Origin of the sequence: Nocardiopsis lambiniae (assembly GCF_031845465.1) — a bacterium.
GTDB lineage: Bacteria > Actinomycetota > Actinomycetes > Streptosporangiales > Streptosporangiaceae > Nocardiopsis > Nocardiopsis lambiniae.
Map to the genome: position 1 here is coordinate 44,736 of NZ_JAVREP010000005.1, position 18,626 is coordinate 63,361.

General features: G+C 72.2%; 15 protein-coding genes and 3 tRNA genes. 10 read left to right on the forward strand and 8 right to left on the reverse strand.

The annotated features are described in order from the left end of the window. The first annotated feature begins 8 nt into the window (after positions 1-8). Together RM479_RS09350 and RM479_RS09355 are read left to right on the forward strand one after the other, a co-directional pair. A complete protein-coding gene (locus RM479_RS09350; protein WP_311511341.1) occupies positions 9-902 on the forward strand; it encodes a helix-turn-helix domain-containing GNAT family N-acetyltransferase in 894 nt (297 codons plus the stop codon). 375 nt (positions 903-1,277) lie between these two features. Next, positions 1,278-2,711, forward strand: coding sequence for an FAD-binding oxidoreductase (locus RM479_RS09355; protein WP_311511342.1), 1,434 nt, complete (start codon positions 1,278-1,280; stop codon positions 2,709-2,711). Positions 2,712-3,145: 434 nt separating this feature from the next. On the opposite strand, the gene RM479_RS09360 is transcribed toward RM479_RS09355, so the two are convergent. The 3 genes from RM479_RS09360 to RM479_RS09370 all read right to left on the reverse strand — a co-directional run bounded on the left by RM479_RS09360 (position 3,146) and on the right by RM479_RS09370 (position 3,419). Further along, positions 3,146-3,219, reverse strand: a tRNA-Val gene (locus RM479_RS09360). 15 nt (positions 3,220-3,234) lie between these two features. After that, positions 3,235-3,305: transfer RNA gene (locus RM479_RS09365), tRNA-Cys, on the reverse strand. A 41-nt stretch (positions 3,306-3,346) separates the two neighbouring features. Beyond that, positions 3,347-3,419, reverse strand: a tRNA-Gly gene (locus tag RM479_RS09370). A 154-nt stretch (positions 3,420-3,573) separates the two neighbouring features. On the opposite strand from RM479_RS09370, the gene RM479_RS09375 reads away from it, so the two are divergent. Beyond that, positions 3,574-4,785 carry a molybdopterin molybdotransferase MoeA gene (locus tag RM479_RS09375; RefSeq protein WP_397221740.1) on the forward strand — a complete coding sequence of 404 codons (1,212 nt, stop codon included), beginning with the start codon at positions 3,574-3,576 and terminating at the stop codon, positions 4,783-4,785. 48 nt (positions 4,786-4,833) lie between these two features. On the opposite strand, the gene RM479_RS09380 is transcribed toward RM479_RS09375, so the two are convergent. Then, complete coding sequence (locus RM479_RS09380; RefSeq protein ID WP_311511344.1) at positions 4,834-6,444, reverse strand: MFS transporter; 1,611 nt, start codon at positions 6,442-6,444, stop codon at positions 4,834-4,836. A 176-nt stretch (positions 6,445-6,620) separates the two neighbouring features. Between RM479_RS09380 and RM479_RS09385 the strand changes: the two genes are divergently transcribed. From RM479_RS09385 to RM479_RS09395, 3 genes are all read left to right on the forward strand, one after another. After that, positions 6,621-7,172 carry a TetR/AcrR family transcriptional regulator gene (locus tag RM479_RS09385; protein ID WP_274810236.1) on the forward strand — a complete coding sequence of 184 codons (552 nt, stop codon included), beginning with the start codon at positions 6,621-6,623 and terminating at the stop codon, positions 7,170-7,172. 296 nt (positions 7,173-7,468) lie between these two features. Further along, positions 7,469-8,662 carry a mannose-6-phosphate isomerase, class I gene (manA, locus tag RM479_RS09390; protein WP_311511345.1) on the forward strand — a complete coding sequence of 398 codons (1,194 nt, stop codon included), beginning with the start codon at positions 7,469-7,471 and terminating at the stop codon, positions 8,660-8,662. Between the two features lie 115 nt (positions 8,663-8,777). Further along, positions 8,778-9,152, forward strand: coding sequence for an FKBP-type peptidyl-prolyl cis-trans isomerase (locus tag RM479_RS09395; protein ID WP_311511346.1), 375 nt, complete (start codon positions 8,778-8,780; stop codon positions 9,150-9,152). Between the two features lie 75 nt (positions 9,153-9,227). Here RM479_RS09395 and RM479_RS09400 read toward each other — a convergent pair whose 3' ends face one another. Then, positions 9,228-10,403, reverse strand: a complete 1,176-nt coding sequence (locus tag RM479_RS09400; RefSeq protein WP_311511347.1) for an acyl-CoA dehydrogenase family protein — start codon at positions 10,401-10,403, stop codon at positions 9,228-9,230. Between the two features lie 179 nt (positions 10,404-10,582). On the opposite strand from RM479_RS09400, the gene RM479_RS09405 reads away from it, so the two are divergent. Next, on the forward strand, positions 10,583-11,224 hold the full coding sequence (locus RM479_RS09405) for a TetR/AcrR family transcriptional regulator (RefSeq protein WP_311511348.1): 642 nt from the start codon (positions 10,583-10,585) through the stop codon (positions 11,222-11,224). Between the two features lie 48 nt (positions 11,225-11,272). Here RM479_RS09405 and RM479_RS09410 read toward each other — a convergent pair whose 3' ends face one another. Both RM479_RS09410 and RM479_RS09415 read right to left on the reverse strand, forming a co-directional pair. Continuing rightward, a complete protein-coding gene (locus tag RM479_RS09410; protein WP_311511349.1) occupies positions 11,273-12,937 on the reverse strand; it encodes a hypothetical protein in 1,665 nt (554 codons plus the stop codon). Continuing rightward, positions 12,922-13,698 (reverse strand): ABC transporter ATP-binding protein, encoded by a 777-nt coding sequence (locus RM479_RS09415; protein ID WP_311511350.1) that lies wholly within the window; start codon positions 13,696-13,698, stop codon positions 12,922-12,924. The genes RM479_RS09410 and RM479_RS09415 overlap by 16 nt, the downstream gene beginning before the upstream one ends. A gap of 317 nt (positions 13,699-14,015) precedes the next feature. Between RM479_RS09415 and RM479_RS09420 the strand changes: the two genes are divergently transcribed. Beyond that, entirely contained in the window at positions 14,016-15,473 is a 1,458-nt protein-coding gene (locus RM479_RS09420) for an ATP-binding protein (RefSeq protein ID WP_311511351.1), read from the forward strand. A 177-nt stretch (positions 15,474-15,650) separates the two neighbouring features. Continuing rightward, complete coding sequence (locus RM479_RS09425; protein ID WP_311511352.1) at positions 15,651-16,334, forward strand: response regulator transcription factor; 684 nt, start codon at positions 15,651-15,653, stop codon at positions 16,332-16,334. Positions 16,335-16,535: 201 nt separating this feature from the next. On the opposite strand, the gene RM479_RS09430 is transcribed toward RM479_RS09425, so the two are convergent. Beyond that, positions 16,536-17,846 carry an MATE family efflux transporter gene (locus RM479_RS09430; RefSeq protein ID WP_311511353.1) on the reverse strand — a complete coding sequence of 437 codons (1,311 nt, stop codon included), beginning with the start codon at positions 17,844-17,846 and terminating at the stop codon, positions 16,536-16,538. A 291-nt stretch (positions 17,847-18,137) separates the two neighbouring features. Between RM479_RS09430 and RM479_RS09435 the strand changes: the two genes are divergently transcribed. Continuing rightward, positions 18,138-18,590, forward strand: coding sequence for a carboxymuconolactone decarboxylase family protein (locus tag RM479_RS09435; protein ID WP_274810226.1), 453 nt, complete (start codon positions 18,138-18,140; stop codon positions 18,588-18,590). Positions 18,591-18,626: the final 36 nt, after the last annotated feature.

Consider the following 18,626-nt stretch of genomic DNA (forward strand, 5'->3'; position numbering starts at 1 on the left):
TGTGGAGCATGACCGCGACACGACCCGAACACGCAGAACCCGCGCTCCTCGCCTCCGAGGCCGAGACCTACGCCTCGTGGTTCGCCTCCCTGGCCGAACCCATGCGGGTGCGCCTGCTGCACGCCGTCGCCGCGCGTCCCGGCTCGATCGGCGTGGGGGATCTGGCGGACGCCGTGGGTGTCAGCCAACCCACCGTCTCCCACCACCTGCGCAAACTCGCCGACGTCGGGTTCGTGACCCTCACGAAGGTGGGCACCTCCACCCGGGTCTCCGTGAACCCCGCCTGCTGCACCGGGCTGCCGCACGCCGCCGACGCGGTCATGGGCCTGCTCGCCGCCCGCCCGTGCTGCCCCACCGACCTGCCCGCCGACGTCACCACCCGCCCCATGGTCGACGCGGACCTCGAACGGGTCCGGGAGATCTACGCCGAGGGCATCGCCACCGGCGACGCCACCTTCGAGACCGAGGCGCCCGAGGTCGAGGCGCTCAAGGGCCGTTGGCTCCCCGATCACCGGTGGGTCGCCGAACTCGACGGGGCGGTGGTGGGCTGGGCCGCGGCCTCGCCGGTCTCCACCCGCGAGGTCTACGCCGGGGTCGCCGAGACCTCGGTGTACGTCGCCGAGGACGCACGTGGCCGGGGTGTGGGCAAGGCCCTGCTGTACCGACAGGTCACCGAGGCGGACCGAGGCGGCCTCTGGACCCTCCAGACCTCGGTCTTCCCCGAGAACCGGGCCTCCCTCGCCCTGCACCACCAGGCCGGTTTCCGCACCGTCGGGGTGCGCGAGCGCGTCGCCCGCCACCACGACCGCTGGCGCGACACCGTCCTGCTGGAACGCCGCGGAGAGGAGTTCGGCCCCGGCGCCGCGGCCTGCGCGGACGACCCTGCCTGCACGACCTGCTGACCCGACCGCCGCACAACGCGGCACCCCCGCACGGGGGTCGAGGACCGTGGGAGCCGGTGGTTCGGGCCGAGCCCGTCCCGGCGCGCCCACTCGCCGCGCGCATCGGAGCCCACCGCACGCGTTCTCCACGGCGGACCCCTGGGCGGGCAAAGGCGGTGTTGGGACGCGGACGCCGCCGACCGGTGCGGAGCAAGGACGACCGGTCCGGGCGCACAGGTTCGGAACAGTTTCCGGCAACGAACCGCCAAAGCGTGCTGATCGGCACCGCTCTTCCGTCCTACGCTGCGAGAAGGAGCCGAAACGGTGCCTCCCGCTCCGACGGCACCGTCACCCCTCCCGGTCCGGAAGGGCCCCTTGTCACCGAGGGAGACAGCGATGGCCCAGCTCAAGGTACAACCCGTATCCGACACCGCCCTGGCGCGCCTGAGGTCCGGCTTCGAGGGCCGGGTGTACTCCGCCACCGACGACGGGTACGAGGAGGCACGCACCCTCTTCAACGCGATGATCGACCTCCGACCCGGCGTGATCGCCCAGTGCCAGGGCACCGACGACGTGCGCCGCTGCATCGAGTGCGCCCGTGAGGAGGGTCTGGAGATCGCCGTACGCGGGGGCGGGCACAGCGTCGCCGGGATGTCCCTCACCCATGGGGGCCTGGTCATCGACCTGCGCCGGATGCACACCGTGGTGGTCGACCCCGAGGGGATGCGGGTCGGCGTCGGCGGCGGCGCGGTGATGGGCCAGATGGACGAGGCGACCGCGCGGCACGGCCTGGTCACGACCGGGGGCCGGGTGTCGTCCACCGGGGTCGGCGGTTTCGTGCTCGGCGGCGGATCGGGGTGGATCGAGCGCAAGTTCGGCCTGGCCTGCGACAACCTGCTGGGCGCCGACCTGGTCACCGCCGAGGGCGACCTCGTGCACGCCTCCGCCGACGAGAACCCCGAACTGTTCTGGGCCTTGCACGGCGGCGGCGGGAACTTCGGCGTCGCCACCCGCCTGGACCTGCGGCTGTACCCACTGCCGGAGTTCTCGCTGGGCCTGCTGCTCTTCCTGCCCGAGGCGGGACCCGAGGTCGTGCGCACCTGGCGGAACCTCATGGCGCAGGCACCCGACGAGATCGGCGGCGGCCTGATCTACCTCGTCGCACAGCCGGAGCCGTTCATCCCCGAGGAACTGGTCGGCCGGATGGTGTGCGGGGTGGTGATCACCTGTGTGGGCGGGGAGGCGATGCTGCGCGACCTGGCCGCGCCGCTGCTCCGACTGGGGCCGGCGGCGGAGATGATCACCGACATGCCCTACGCCGAGATGCAGAAGGCACTCGACGACCCGCCCGGGTACCGCAACCACTGGTCGGTGGAGCACCTGGAATCGCTGCCCGACACGGCGATCGACGTGTTCTGCGCACGGGCCGACGGCATGGTGGTCCCCTCCCCGACGGCCCACGCCATGTGGCGGCTCGGCGGCGCCGTCGGGCGGGCCCCGACCGACTACCCGTTGCCCTGGCGATCCGCCCAGTGGGCCGTGCACCCGCTCGCGATGTGGGAGGACCCCGCAGACGACGCCCGCGCCGTCCAGTGGGTGAAGGACGTCCGCGCGGACATGCGTCCGTGGGCCACGGGAGACGTGTACCTCAACTTCACCGGGGACGAGGGTGAGGACCGTGTGGTCCGCGGCTTCGGCGAGGACAACTACGCCCGGCTCAGCGCGGTCAAGACCGCGTACGACCCGGACAACGTCTTCCATCGCAACCACAACATCCGTCCCGCCCGCGCGATGCCCGCGGCCGTGGCCCCGCCGCCGCGCCGGGGCTGACCCGTCCGGACGCGATCCGGGGCGATCGGCTTCACGGACGGACGGTGGGCCCTGACATCGTGCCCCGGTCCTTTTCCGTGGGACCGTCGTGCCCCCTGAGCGCGGCCTCCGACGCGGGCGGGCGCTCTCGGGCCGATGCCGTCCAGGCCTTGGAGTCCTGAGCCGGGGTCGCCCGGTCCGTTCGCTTCTCCTCGACGCGGTGGACGCGGGGCGGCGACCGGTGCCATGGTCGAGCGACGGTCGGACACAGCGAAGGGCATGTGCCGGATCCCTCCGGAACATGCCCTGAACCGGTCGTACCGGTGAACCTGACGGGACGTCACTCGAACCCGCGAGGCGAGCCGCGCCGGGGGCTGGGGGTGCCCCAGAGGAAACGACGGAACGACCTGGCGAGGCGGACGAAGTCCCCCGAGCAAGGTCGTTCCGGAGTGAAGTGGGCGATACAGGATTCGAACCTGTGACCTCTACCGTGTCAAGGTAGCGCTCTAACCAACTGAGCTAACCGCCCGCGTGAAGCGATGGGAGGTGGAGACGGGATTCGAACCCGTGTAGACGGCTTTGCAGGCCGCTGCCTCGCCTCTCGGCCACTCCACCGAGTTCCACGTAGGCGCCTGAGCGCCCCCGCGTCTCCTCCGAGCGGACGACGGGATTCGAACCCGCGACCCTCACCTTGGCAAGGTGATGCTCTACCAGCTGAGCCACGTCCGCTTGCTGCTCGGCGCCGACCTCGTTCCCTTGGCCGTCGCCCTGCCGCTGGTAAGAACTTTAGCGGAAAGTCGGCAGACGGCAAATCGAATCGGAACGGGACCCCGCACACACTGGGAGGAAGAGGTAACTCCGTCGTCACGTACCCGGGTGGACAATGGGGCGAGGGTGTCGGATCACAGGAGGCGACGGCATGGCCGGGTGCGGGTCGGGCCACGGAGGGCAGCGGAGCTGGACGTCTGCCCGGGACCTGGCACGACGTGCGGGTGAACGGGCGTCCGTCGCCGTGCGCGAACTGCCGTCGGAGGAGGCGTCGGGTGCCGTTCTGGGCACCGACGTGCGCGCCCTGACCGGGCTTCCGGCGTTCGACGCCGCCGCCATGGACGGTTTCGCGGTGTCGGGTCCCGGCCCCTGGTCGCCGGTGGGCGTGGGGTTGGCCGGCGCGCCCGTCGCGTGCGCCGGGCTGGCCCCGGGCGAGGCGGTGGAGATCGCCACCGGCGCTCGGGTGCCCAAGGGCACCGAGGCGGTCCTGCCCTACGAACTGGCCGAACGCTCGGGGGGCCGGGTCACCGGCCCGGCCGAGACGGGGCGGCACGTGCGCTGGGCCGGTGAGGAGATCACCCCCGGCGAGACGGTGCTCACCCGGGGCGCGATCGTGGGCCCGGCCGTCCTGGGTCTGGCCGCGGCCCTGGGTCACGAGACACTGCCGGTCCTGCTGCCCCGGGTGGCGGTGATCGTCACCGGTGAGGAGGTCACCACGTCAGGGCTGTCGGGAGAGGGCTACGTGCGCGACGCCATCGGCCCGATGCTGCCCGGCCTGGTGGCGTGGGCGGGCGGCCGGGTGGAGGGGATCCGCCACATGGGCGATGACCGGGACGCGCTGGTGACGGCGATCACCGGGGCCCGCGCCGACGTGGTCGTGGTGTGCGGTTCCTCCTCCAAGGGCCCCGCCGATCATCTGCGCGCGGCGTTGGCCGAGGTGGGCGCGGAGGTCCTCGTGGACGGGGTGGCCTGCCGTCCCGGACACCCGCAGGTGCTGGCCCGGTCCGGGGACACCCTCTTCGTGGGGCTGCCGGGCAACCCCGGGGCCGCGCTCGTGGCCGCCCTCACCCTGCTGGTCCCCTTGCTGTCCGCGATGTCCGGGCGCCCCGACCCGAGCCGGGAGCCGGTGCCGGCCCCCGTGGTCGGCGAGGTGACCGCCCACCCCCGGGACACCCGGCTGGTCGCCGTCCGGCTGGAGGGGGAGCGGGCCCTGCCCGTGGGGCACGACCGGCCCGCCAACCTGCGCGGCGCCGCCCTGGCCGACGCCTACGCCGTGATCCCGCCCGGGTGGCGCGGTGGCGAGGCGGAGCTCGTCCGCCTGCCCTGACACGCGCGGCGGCCCCGGAGGGCTCGTCCCTCCGGGGCCGCAGGCGAGCTAGCCGATCCGCTGTTCCTCGCGGGTGGCGAGCACGGGCGGTTCCGGCGGTTCCACCGCCGGGTTGCCCCGACCGCGCAGCAGCAGCCACGCCTGGAGGGCCGCCGCCGTGACGATGACCACGGCGATGACACTGGTCAGGTGCATACCGCTGGTGAACGCCGCGCGCGCGGCGTCCATCAGTGCGGTGCCGGTCGCCCCGCCCAGGTCGGCGGCGCTGTTGGCGGCACCGCCCAGCGTCTCCCGGGCGGCGTCCACCGCACCGGGGGGTACGTCCTCGACCCCGGTCAGGTGCGAACGGTAGGACGCCGTCAGCACACTGCCCAGCAGGGCGACGCCCAGGGCCGCGCCCAGCTCGTAGGCGGTCTCGGAGATCGCCGAGGCCGCGCCGGCGCGCTCGGGCGGCGCCGCCGACATGATGGCGCCGTTGGTGAGCGTCTCGGCGAACCCGGCGCCGGTCGCGATGAGCGCGAAGCCGGTCGCCACCACCGTCACGCCGAGGGTGACGTCGTTCACCGGGGCGATGATCAGCACCGCGAACCCCGAGGCGGTGACCAGCAGGGAACCGCCGACCACGGCGGCCAGGCTCAGGTGGCGGGCCAGGCGCACCGCCACGAGGCCGGCCAGGACCGACAGCACCAGCCCGGGGATCAGGACGAACCCGGCCCGCATCGGTGAGATGCCCAGCACCAGCTGGAGGTACTGCGTCAGGAAGAACAGCGAGGACACCAGCGAGAAGACGATCATCAGGTTGGTGGCCACCGCCACGCTGAAGACACGGTGACGGAACAGGCTCACGTCGATGAGCGGTTCGTCCAGCTTCTTCTGCCTGCGCACGAACAGGTAACCGAGGATGAGACCGATCGCCAGTGAGGCGACGGGGACCGGTGACAGGCCCTCGGTGGCGAGCTTCTTGACCCCGTACACGGCGGGCAGCATCGCGGTCAGCGACAACACCACGCTGAGCAGGTCCAGCCGCCCCGGCTCGGGGTTGCGGGACTCGCGCACCAGCAGCGGTACCAGGATCAGGATGAGGGCCATCACGGGCAGGTTGATGAGGAACACCGACCCCCAGAAGAAGTGCTCCAGGAGCCAGCCGCCCAGGATGGGACCCAACGCCGCGCCGCCGGAGAACCCGGACGCCCACAGGGCGATGGCCAGCAGGCGCTGACGCGGGTCCAGGAAGATGTTGCGCAGCAGGGACAGGGTCGAGGGCATCAGGGACGCGCCCGCGACGGCGAGCAGGGCCCGCGCCAGGATGAGCGTCTCGGCGTTCGGTGAGAACGCGGCCAGCAGAGAGGCGACGCCGAACGCGGCCGAACCGATCATGAGCAGGCGTCGTCGCCCGATGCGGTCGCCGAGCGAGCCCATGGTGATCAACAGACCGGCCAGGACGAAGCCGTAGACGTCGACGATCCACAGCAGTTGGCCGGCGGTGGGCCGGAGCCGCTCGCTCAGTTCGGGCACGGCGAAGCCGAGCACGGTCGAGTCGACCGAGATCAGGATCACCGGCAGCACCAGCACGGCGAGCGCGGCCCATTCGCGGGGACCGGCGAGGGTCGGGGCGGGGCGCGCGTGGTCGTGGCCGTTTCCGGCCGTGGCGGAAGTCATCTCTCCTCGTTCGTTTCGCTGTTCTCGTGCCCTGCGGGCACGGGCCCGGCGGGAGGGCGGGCTCCGGGCCGGGACTTTCACGTCGGGACGGGAAGCGTGGTCGACCGGCAGACGCACTGCGGGACTCTTCAACCGTCCAGCCGGTACAGTACCGTCCAGCCGGTACAGTGTCAATCGTGAACGCTTCCAAGACCCGTGACCGCATTCTCGACGCCCTCCAGGGGATCCTCATCCGGGAGGGCTACTCGTCCGTGACGCTGGGGGCGGTCGCCCGGGACGCCTCGGTGTCCAAGGGCGGCCTGCTCTACCACTTCCCCTCCAAGGCCGCCATGTTGACCGGTCTCATCGAGCGCCTGTCCGTCCTGGCGGAGGAGGAGTTCCGCGAGGCGGCGGAGGGCGAGGAGGGCGTGGTCCGCGTCTTCCTGCGGACCTCGCTGCCCCAGAGTTCGGAGGAGCGCGAACTCTACTGGGCGATCATCGCCGCGCTGCGCGGTCAGGAGGACATGCCCGAAGAGGCCTTCGCGCACGTGCAGGACCTGTTCGACCGCTGGCGGCGGCTGCTGCACGAGGAACTGGAGGACCCGATCCTGGCCGAGATCATCCTGCGCACGGGCGACGGGCTGTACCTGTCGGACCTCGCCGGCCTCCCGCCCGCCGACCCCGAACTCCGGCAGGGGATGATCGACCGTCTGGTGGCCGAGTCCGACCGGGTCCGCCGAAAGCGGTGAGCCCCGATCCGGGGAGGGGCCGGCACCCGTCGGCGACCACCGTCCGGATGTCGGCCGGTGAACGGCCCACGGTGCTGACAATGTGTCCCGGGTCATGATTTACTTCCCGGTAACTTCGTAGCCGCCACCAGGCCCCGAGGCTGTCGGGTGCCTGCCCACCTCGTGAGGTGAAGTGTGCACCACCTGGGGACGTGGAGTGCGCCGGGTCGACGGGGAACGGTCGGTTCGCAAGACTGTTCCCACCTCGCCGGAGCCTCCACGGGGTGAGAACACGCAGACGGGAAAGCGGGGAGCGGATGCACAGGCTCACCAACCAGGTCCGACCCTACGCCTGGGGCGCCCGCACGGCCATTCCCCGGCTGCTGGGCCTGGAGCCGGACGGCACCCCCCAGGCCGAGCTGTGGCTCGGCGCCCACCACGGCGCCCCCAGCACCGTTCACTGCGAGGAAGGCCCCCTCCCCCTGCCCGAGCTCATCGCCGGTGACCCCGCCCGGGTCCTCGGCGAGGAGGTCGCCGACCGTTTCGGCGACCGGCTCCCCTTCCTCCTGAAGGTCCTGGCGGCCGACGAGCCGCTCTCCCTCCAGGTGCACCCGGACGCCGAACGGGCCCGGTCCGGGTTCGCCGCCGAGGAACGCCGGGGCATCCCGATCGACGCGTCCCACCGCAACTACCGTGACCCCCACCACAAGCCGGAACTGCTGCTGGCCCTGGAACCCTGCGAGGCCCTGTGCGGTTTCCGCGAGCCCGCCGCCGCCCACCGCGACCTGCTGGACCTGTCCTGTGAACTGGCCGAACTGCTGCGCGAGGACCTGTCGCACCACGACGACGGCGTCGCGCTGAGATCGGCGCTCACCCGCCTGCTCACCCTCTCCGGTGAGGAACGCGAACGGCTCATCGGGGAATTCGTGGCCGACTGGGACCGGGTCCGCCCCCTGTGCGCCCACGCCGACATCGTCGGCGAGCTGGCCGCCCGCTACCCCGGCGACCCGGGAGCGGTGGCGTCCCTGCTGCTCAACAGGGTGACCCTCTGGCCCGGTCAGGCACTGTTCCTGCCGGCCGGCAACCTGCACGCCTACCTCCGGGGCACGGCCGTGGAGGTGATGGCGGGCTCCGACAACGTGCTGCGGGCCGGACTGACCCGCAAGCACGTGGACCCGGCCGAACTGCTCGACGTCGTCGACTTCGCGGTCCTGCCGGTGCCCTACTCCCAGCCGTCCTTCCAGAACGGGCGCCGGGAGTTCCGTCCGGGTGCGCCGGAGTTCGCCCTCCACGAGATCGGCCCGGGGCGGGTCACCGCCCACCTGCCGGGGGAGGGGCCCGCGGTGGTGCTGGCCCTGAACGGCCGGGTGGAACTGATCCCCGAGGTCGGCCACCGGATCGAGCTCCAGCGCGGCGAGTCGGTGTTCGTCCAGGCCGACAGCGGTCCGATCAAGGTCGAGGGGCAGGGACACGTCGTCGCCGCCACGGTCGGCGCCCCGACCGCGGACTGAGCGAGGGCCGAGGGCGGCCGGTCACCCCCGTGTTCGGGGCGTCCGCGCCGAGTCGCTTTCCGACGCCGATACGCTGGGCCCCTCTGTTCCCACGTGTCACAGGAGAGGTACCACCATGGCTCTGGAGCGTCCGGAGATCGACTTCGTCGAGGGCCCGCCGCCGGCGGACCTGGAGATCACCGACCTCGTCGTCGGCGAGGGTGAGCAGGCCGGGCACGGCAACACCGTCGACGTGCACTACGTCGGCGTGGCCTTCTCCAACGGCGAGGAGTTCGACGCGAGCTGGAACCGCGGCGCGCCGCTGGGCTTCCGTCTCGGCGCGGGTCAGGTCATCCCGGGCTGGGACCAGGGTGTCCTGGGCATGCGCGTGGGCGGCCGGCGCAAGCTGGTCATCCCGCCGCACCTGGCCTACGGCGCCCGTGGCGCGGGCGGCGCGATCGGCCCGAACGAGACCCTGATCTTCGTCTGCGACCTGGTCGCCGTCCGCTAGGGGATCCACGGATCCCACGGAGAAGGGGCCCGTGCCGCGTCCGACCGGCACGGGCCCCTTCCCCTGCTCCCACCATCAGCTCAAGGTTGCGCCCACCTTCACGTGGCCCTTGAGCAGATCGCGGGCGATCGTGCGGCGCTGGATCTCGTCGGTGCCCTCGAAGATGCGCAGCAGACGCAGGTCACGGTAGAACCGCTCGATGGGCAGCTCACGCGTGTACCCCATGCCGCCGTGGATCTGGAGCACGCGGTCGACGATCTCGTTGGCCTTGACGCCGCCGAAGAGCTTGGCGATGGACTGCGCGTGACGCGAGTCGAGGCCCGCGCCGACCTGCCACGCGGCGTGCAGGACGAGCAGGCGCAGCGCCTCGATCTCCACCTGGGAGTCGGCGATCATCCACTGGATGGCCTGACGGTCGGCGATCGGCGCGCCGAAGGTCTCCCGGGTCTTGGCGTACTCGATGGCCATCTCCAGCAGCCGCTCGCAGCTGCCGATGGCGCGGGCGGGCAGCAGGTAGCGGCCCTTGCCGATCCACTGCATGGCCAGGGCGAAGCCCTTGCCCTCCTCGCCGAGGATGTTCGCGTGCGGCACGCGCACGTCCTGGAAGATCAGGGCGGCCGGGCGGCGCTCGCCCATGGTGTCGATGGGCTCGGAGGTCCAGCCCATGTCGCGGTCGACGAGGAAGCAGGTCACGCCGCCGTTGGCGCCCTTCTCCGGGTCCGTGATGGCGAAGACCATGGTGAAGTCGGCCTCGTGGCCGCCGGTGATGAAGGTCTTCTCACCGTTGATGACCCACTCGTCGCCCTCGCGCACGGCGCGGGCCCGGATGGCCTTGGCGTCCGAACCGGCGCCCGGCTCGGTGATGGCGAAGCAGGAGCGCTTCTCACCGTTGATGGTGGGCAGCAGGTAGCGCTCCTTCTGCTCCTCGTTGCAGTGGTAGAGGATGTTGTCGGCCTCGCCGCCGAACTTGAAGGTCAGGAACGTCCGGCCCAGCTCGATCTCGATGATCGCGGCGGTGATCGGGTCCAGGCCCATGCCGCCGTACTCCGTGGGGGTCTCCACACCCCAGAAGTCGGACTTGCGGGCGAGGTCGCGCAGCCGGATGCGCTCCTCCCTGTTCAGGCCCGGGGGATGTCCTTCGCGCTCACGCCGCAGGACCTCGTTCTCCAGCGGCATCAGCTCCCGCTCGACGAAGGTCCGCACCCAGTCGCGGACGGCGCGCTGCTCTTCGTTCAACGAGAAATCGATCACGGCCTGCTCCCAAGTAACCTAACAGTGTTCGGTTATGTGAGGGTACGATGATCACCGCCGCCGACGCAAGGGGAGGTCCCGAAGTCCCGAGGCGGGCACGTCGGACCCGACACCGTGCGATGATCGGGCCGGACGCCGGAGGGCCCGGTGCCCGACGCATCGGAGAGGGGACCCCATCCGTGGCCCGACCCAAGACGCCGATCCTGAGCCGACCGGCCATCCGCCGCGCCGCGCTCTCGCTCATCGACCGGGACGGGCTGGACGGGTTGTCCATGCGCAAACTCGCCCAGGAACTCGACGTGCGGGCCGCCTCCCTGTACAGCCACTACCGGACCAAGGAGGAACTGCTCATCGAGGTGGCCGACGAGGTCACCGAGGGCATCGACGTCTCCGGTTTCGGGGGCGGCGACTGGCGCGGGGGACTCACCGCCTGGGCGCGCTCCTACCGCGACGCGATCACCGCCCACCCCAACCTGCTGCCGGTGATCGCCGCCGGTCCCGGCCGCCGCGAGGAGGCGCTGCGCCGGGCCGACGCCATCCACGGCGGGCTCGTGGGCGCCGGCTGGCCGCCCCGCTACGCCACGATGATCGGCGCCTCCACCAAGTACCTGATCCTGGGGTCGGCCACCAGTTCCTTCGCCCGCGGCTTCGACGACGACGTGCGCGTGTACCGCGACCGCTACCCCAACCTGTCGCAGGCCCACCGGCTCGCCGAGCACGCCGCCGAGATCGACGAGGACAGCTTCGAGCTGGCCCTGTCCGCCTTCCTCGACGGCCTCACCGGCGTCTACGAGAGGGTCCGGAGCGCTCCCGAGGACTGAGGGGGTCGGGACCCGCCCGCGTCCCGACCCCGACCCGCGCCCTTCGGGTCACGAACCCGTCGGCCTGGTCTCCCCGTTGCCCGTGATGGCCGTGCGCTCCAGCCGGTCCAGCAGCGAGCCCCGTTCCGGTAACGACCGGAGCGCGATCTCCTTCCCGTAACGGATGCGGGTGAACGTCTCCGGGAGCCGGCCCGCCAACCTGCGCTGCGCGATCCACCCCAGCCACAACGCCACCAGGAGACCGTTGGCCACGCCCACCGGGAGCGCCGCCCAGGGCGCCCCGGCCACACCGAGGAACACCGCGGCCAGGACCGTCGGGACGCACGACAACGGCAGGGCGGCCAGGGACAGCCACACCTGGACCTGATTGTCGCCGCTGTCGTTGGCATCCACCCGCGACCGCGGGTCCACACCGGGGGACAGGGCCACCACCGACAACAGCAGGGACAGCCCCGCACCCGCCCCGAACACCGCGAACAGGCCGGTCAGGACGTACGGCCAGGCCCAGTGCGCACCGGTGAGCCCGATGAACAGCACGCTCAGCGCCAGCGCGCCCGGCACGCCCAGCGCCAGGATCGCGATCTGACGCCCGCGCACGTCCGCCCGCGCCGTGTCGGGCCTCTGACCCACCACCGTCAACCACAGCGCCGTCCCGTCGTGGCCGTACATGTTCGCGGTGGACAACGCCATGATGAACGCGCAGGTCACCCCGGCGAACGGCGCGAAGGACGAGTACAGGTCGCTCGACCACGTCAGCAGTCCGATGAACAGTCCCGCCCACAACGAGGCGCGGACCTCCAGACCCCGCCACGGATCGCGCCACCACTGACGCAGTTCCTTGCCGATCACCGCGCCCAACGGTGTGTCCGGCAGCAGGGAACGGGCCGGACGGGAGAGCGGTCGCGCACCCAGGGGGCGCCGACGCCGACGCATCCCGCGCGCCGTCACCCGCGGCGCCAACAGCGCCGACGTGACCACCACCAGCACCGACGCCAGCAGTATCGAGGCGGCCAGCCACCCCAGCGCCGGTCCCCACGCGCCCGCGGCAGCCGCCGTCACCGCGTGCACCGGCCACGACGTGGGCAGGGCCGCCAGGACCGCGCCCGTAGTCCCCTCGCCCAGACCGTTCGCGCGCAGTGCGAGCGTCGCCGCCAACGCGGGTTGCACCGCCATCCACCCGAAGAAGAGCAGCGCCATGATCAACCCCCACTGCACCGAGGCGATCTCCATGCCCAGCCGCGAGAGCATGGCCGCGCCCAGCGCGCGGAACACCAACCGGGACAGGGCGATGACCGAGATCCACAACGCCAGTACGGCCGGCACCGCCACCAGCGCTGCCGCCACCGAGAACACGGCGCCGTGCCACACCAGCGCGGTCGCCGCGACCAGGGTCAGGGCCGGACCGATGTCGACGAACACGGTCGCCAGCAACAGCGCGCCCACCCTGCGGCGGTCCAACGGCAACAGGGCGAAGTACTGCGAACGCAGCACACCGGTGCCGTTGGCGATGGTGGGGCCCAGCGCCCAGGACGCGGCCCACACCGCGAAGGCCAGGCACAGCAGTTCGGACCGGACCTCGTCGTTCACGGCGGACACGGCGAAGTACCAGGTCAGGCCGGTTCCCAGCAGGATGAGGGCCAACCCCAGCACGCGCATCCCGGTGAAGGAGTGGCGCATCAGCGCGAACTTCAACCGGATCAGGACGACAGCCATGCCAGCTCCCCGTCCCCGACCTCGCGCGCGCCGACCAGTCGCACGAAGGTGTCCTCCAAGGTGACGTCGGATCCGCGCACCTCCTCCAGGGAACCGTCTGCCAGCACCCGGCCCCGGGCGATGATGGCCACCCGGTCGGTGAGCTGTTCCACCAGGGCCATCACGTGGCTGGAGATGATCACGGTGCCGCCGCCGTCGGTGAACCGGCGCAGGATCGCGGTGAGGACCCGGGCGGACACCGGGTCGACCGCCTCGTAGGGTTCGTCCAGCACCAGCACCCGGGGCGCGTGCAGCAGGGCCGTGGCCAGGCCGATCTTCTTGCGCATGCCGGTGGAGTACTCCGCCACCAGGACGCCCTTGTCGTCGGCCTCGTCCAACTCCAGCACCCGCAACAGCTCCCGGGCCCGCTCCCGGACCAGGTCCCTGCCGAGGCCGCGCAGCCCGCCCCAGTAGGTCAGCAGTTCGCCGCCGGTCAGCCGCTCGGGCAGGGACAACCCGTCGGGCAGCACCCCGAGCAGGCGCTTGGCCGCCACCGGGTCCGACCACACGTCCACGCCCAGGACCCGGGCGGTACCCGAGTCGGGGCGCAGCAGACCGACGGTCATGGACAACGAGGTGGTCTTGCCGGCGCCGTTGGGACCCACCAGGCCGAGCATGGATCCGCGCGGCACGGACAGGCTCACGCCGTCGGCCGCCCTCGTCTCGTTGAAGGTCTTGGTCAGCCCGTCCAGCTCCAGGGCGGGCACGTCGTCGCTCGTCATGTTCCGATCGTCACGCCCACGACCGTCCCGGCGCATCGGCCGTTCGGTCGCGATCGCCCGGAGGAGGGTCGTCCGATCGGACGACCCCGGGATCCCGTGCCCCGGCACCCCCGGACTTCGGACCCCTGGCACCCCCCGGCACCCCCGGACTTCGGACCCGACCCCGAAACTCCGGGCCCGTCCGCCCCGGACGCCCCGGGGCCGCCGCCCCGGGGGAAGATCGTCCTTTCGGCCGAGGCGTCGCCCCGGTGGCCGCCCTAGGCTGAAAGCGGCCGGACCAGGCCGAGAACCACCGCGGAACGTCAGGGGGAGGCGGGATGACCGACACCGACGTCCACCCCTCCGGCTCCACGTCCCCGCCCCCGGACCGGAGGACACCCCCTCCCGAGGCCATGACCCGACCCACCGCTCCGGGGTCGGCGGAGGCCGTCGCCCCCGAGCCGCCTCCGCGGGGGACGCCCGAGGGTGAGGGGCCGGTGCGGAGCCCCGCCGTGAGCGCGCGTGCGTCGAGGCCCGTCGAGGAGAGGTTCGGGGGAGAGGGCCCCCGGAAGTGGTGGCGGGTGTCGACGCGCACCGTCCTGCCGCTCGTGGCGGCGCTGGCCTTCGCGGCCTTCTACGCCCTCGCCTACCGGAACGGCCTGTACTCCTACGTTCCCGGACCACTGGCCGTGGTCGACGTGGCCCTGGGCCTGACCTTCTCCTGGGCGCTCCTCTGGCGCACCCGCCACCCGCTGGGGGTGACCGCGGCCATCGGACTGGCCTCGGCGGTCTCCAGCTCCGTACTGGTCGCGTTGATCATCTCCCTGGTGGGACTCGCGGCCCTGCGCCCCTGGTGGCAGGCGGCCGTGGTCTCCGCGGGCACGCTGGCGGCGGGGCTGCCCTGGTTCCTCCTCGTCCCACCCGAGTCCCAGCGGTACTCGACGATCGTGGTCGCCGTGCTCCTGTTGCTGGGCTGCGTGGGCTGGGGACTGGCCATCGGTTCCCGGCGCCGGTTGGTCGACCGGCTGCGCGAGGACGTGCTGCGCGCCCGCGCCGACCGGGACCGCAGATCGGCCGAGGCCCGGGCCGACGAACGCCGTCGTATCGCCCGTGAGATGCACGACGTCCTCGCCCACCGGATGTCCCTGCTGTCGGTGCACGCCGGCGCTTTGGCCTACCGGGTCCGCAGGGCCGAGCAGGGGCAGGCGCCCCCGCCGACCGGCCGAGAACTCGGAGACGCCCTCGGAGTCATCCGGGAGAACGCCCACCGGGCGTTGGACGAACTCGGCGGTATCCTGGAGGTTCTGCGCTCCACCGATACCGATCCGGGGGAGGGGTACGCGGACACCACCGCGCCCCAGCCCACCCTGACCGACGTGGCCCGACTGATCCGGGAGGCCACCGACTCCGGGCAGCGGGTGACCGCGCGCCTGAACGTCCCCGACTCCGCCCCCGTCGGCCCCGTGGCCCGCACCGTCTACCGCGTGGTGCAGGAAGGGCTCACCAACGCCCGCAAGCACGCCCCCGGTGCCAGGGTGGAGGTGCGCGTCGAGGGGACGCCGGGGCGGGGGTTGACCGTGTCGGTGCGCAACCCGCTGCCGTTGGGGGTGGTGGCCGGCGAGATCCCCGGTGCGGGCGCCGGGCTCACCGGCCTGGCCGAGCGGGTCGCCCTGGACGGCGGCACCTTCGTGCACGGCCCGGAGGAGGGGACCTTCCACCTCTCCGCCGAGCTGCCCTGGTCCGAGGCGGTGTCACCCGGTCGACCATCCGGAGTCGGGGGCCCGGCAGTCCTCTGAAGACCGCTCACTCGGGGTGCGCCCGGCGTTCCCGGCATCGAACCGGCTCGGACCTATGCCATGCGGTTCGGTCGACCATCCGGGGGCGGGGCCCGGTCGCCCTCCGGTCCGGGTCCGATCGTGGCGCGGCCCCCGACACCACCGGAGGACACCCGTCCGGGATGCCATAGTTGGGGCGTGGACACATCCGTGCGCGTTCTCCTCGTCGACGACGACCCGCTGGTGCGGACCGGTCTGCGTCTCATGCTCTCCGCCGCCCCCGACCTCACCGTGGTCGGGGAGGCCGCCGACGGGGAGGAGGTCGAGGCGGCCGTGGCCGCGCACCGGCCCCACGTGGTGCTCATGGACGTGCGCATGCCCGGCCTGGACGGCATCGCCGCCACCGCGGCATTGCGCGCCGGCGCACCCGGCGCCCCCCAGGTCATCGTCCTCACCACCTTCGATGCCGACGCCACCGTCGCGCGGGCACTGCGCGCCGGCGCTGCCGGCTACCTGCTCAAGCACACCGAACCCGAACGCATCGTGGAGGCGGTGCACCGGGCCGCCGCCGGCGAACCGGTGCTCTCGCCCGCCGTGGCCCGCGCCCTGATGGACCGGGTCGCCGCCACCGACCCCGGCGAACGGCGCGGCACCACCGAACGCCGCCGCACCGCCCGGGACCGCCTGGCCCTGTTGACCGACCGCGAACGCGAAGTGGCCGAGGCGGTCACCGCCGGACTGTCCAACATCGAGATCACCCGAGCGTTGCACATGTCCCTGGGCACGGTGAAGGCGCACATCTCCAACGCGCTCACCAAACTCGACCTGACCGGCCGGGTCCAGTTGGCGCTGCTCGCCCACGACGCCCGCGACTCCGACTGACTGATCCCGGCCGTGCCCGGACCGCCGACACCCCACCGCCGAGGAGACGCGCACCCTCCCGGCCCATCGGAACCCGACCCGGGCGCCCGGCCCCGTCCCGCCTCGGCGATGACGGGCATCGGTCCGCGCGCTGGTCTTCGATCCGCCGTGGACGGCGGATCGAAGACCCTGTCCGGCCGGAGGTCGGGCCGGCGGTGACGATCACAGGCGGGCCGACTCGCGGTGGAAGGCCACCCCCTGGCCGACGATGAGACCGGCGGTGGCCACCGCGTAGGCGATCCACACCCCGGCGAGCCCGCCCGCGGCGGCGGCCGGAACCGCCCCCGCGCACAACAGCCCGTAGCAGACCGCGAACGTGTACATCGAGTACCGCGCCCGCTTGAGTCCCAACAGCCCCATCCCGGGCAGTGCCTGGACGGCGTCGGCGATCACGACCGCCGCCACCACCGGCAACAGCCCGATCACCGTCTCCCGCACCGACGGATCGGACGTGAACATCCCGACCACCGGTCCGGCCAGGGCCCACAGGAGCGCCAGGGCCACCGCCACCACCGGTACCGCCACCGCGTATCCGGCGGTGACGGTGCGGCGCACCTCCACCGACGACCCCTTCCCGGCGGCCCGCGCCGTGAACGGGATGCTCGACTGGCCCACCGCGACCGCCGGGATGAACACGAAGTTCGCGATGACCACCAACAGTTGGTGGGCGGCGGCCTGCTCCGTGCCGATCCGGGCCACCACCAGCCCCAACAGGCTCAACGTCCCGAACTTGATGAGCAGCGTGGACCCGGTGGGCAGACCCACCCGGGCGATCTTCACGACGCCCGCCCACACGGGCGCCCCCGGTCCCACCGGCCGCCCGCGCAGCACGGTCCGTCGGCGCGAGACGTACAGGGACAGGGCGGCCATGACACAGCCGTTCACGGCCATCGCCAGCGCCGCCCCGGTCAGCCCCAGCCCCGGCACCGGGCCGGCCCCCAGCACGAGGACCGGGGTCACCGTGATCGCCAGAGCGGTGTCGACCAGGCTCAGGCCCATCACCGACCGGTTCCGTCCCAGCCCGATGAGGAGCACGGTCACCGACGTCTTGAACGCGGAGGCGATCATGCCCAGGCCGACCAGCATCGGCGGCACGGTGCCCAGCGCGACCAGGGTGGGTTCGGCCACCCCGATCGCCCGCGCCCACAACGGGGTCAGGGCCAGGACCACGCCGCCCGCGCCGCCCAGGACCAGGGCCAGCCAGGTGGAGTCGCGCACCACCGGGGCCAGCGCCGCCGGATCGTCCTCGTTCTCGGCGATGAACGGCATCGAGCCGCGCAACGCCCCCTGCACCACCATCAGCATCGGAGCGAACACCGTGATGACCAGCGCATAGGCGGCCAGATCGGCGGTGGCGACGTTGCCGATGACCCCGGCGGTGACCATGGTCCCGGCCATGCCGGCCAGCATCGAGAAGTAGAGGGGGAGGGCCTTGCCCCCCAGGGCCCGGGCGCGTTCTGCCAGCGGCGCCACGGGTCCGCTCGTTCCGACGGGGGGTGGTTCCGTGCTCACGGCGGGGTCTCCCGGGGTGGTTCCCAACGACTCCCGGAGAACGTAGCACCATTTCTCATGACATACGAAATAAATGGATTGACAAAAGAATTCACATATCATGGAGGAAAGTCACGAGAAAGGCTTTTCCGGTGTCCGGTTCCGGACGCCCACCGACGGGGTCGGTCGGAGGGAAGCCCGGTCGGGCCGATAGCGTTGACCGTGGTGCGGGCCGAAGGATCGGTCCGCCGTCGATGGAGGAGGCGTCGTCCCGTGTCAGAAAAGCGCGTCTTGTGGTCCAAGCAGGTGCCCGAGATCTATTCCAAACTCGACGAGGTCGACGGGCTCGTCGCCGAGCACCTCGACATCACCCTGCTCGAACTGGTGAAACTGCGTTCGTCCATCCTCAACGGCTGCTCCTTCTGTGTGGACCTGCACACGCGGAGGGCGCTGAAGGAGGGCGAGTCCCAGCAGCGCCTGTTCCTGGTGTCCGCCTGGTACGAGGCGGGCGAGGTCTTCACCGACGCCGAGCGGGCGGCGCTGGCGCTCACCGACGAGATGACCCGGCTGGGCGATCACGGCGTCTCGGACGAGGTCTACGACGCGGCGGCCGAGCACTTCGACGACAAGCGGTTGGCGGCGCTGAAGGTCGCGATCTCGATGATCAACCTCTACAACCGGCTGGCGGTCAGTTCCCACCTGCATCCCCGGCCCCGTAAGGGCTGAGCGTCTTTCAGGGGCGTATCCGGGGAGGCGTCCCGG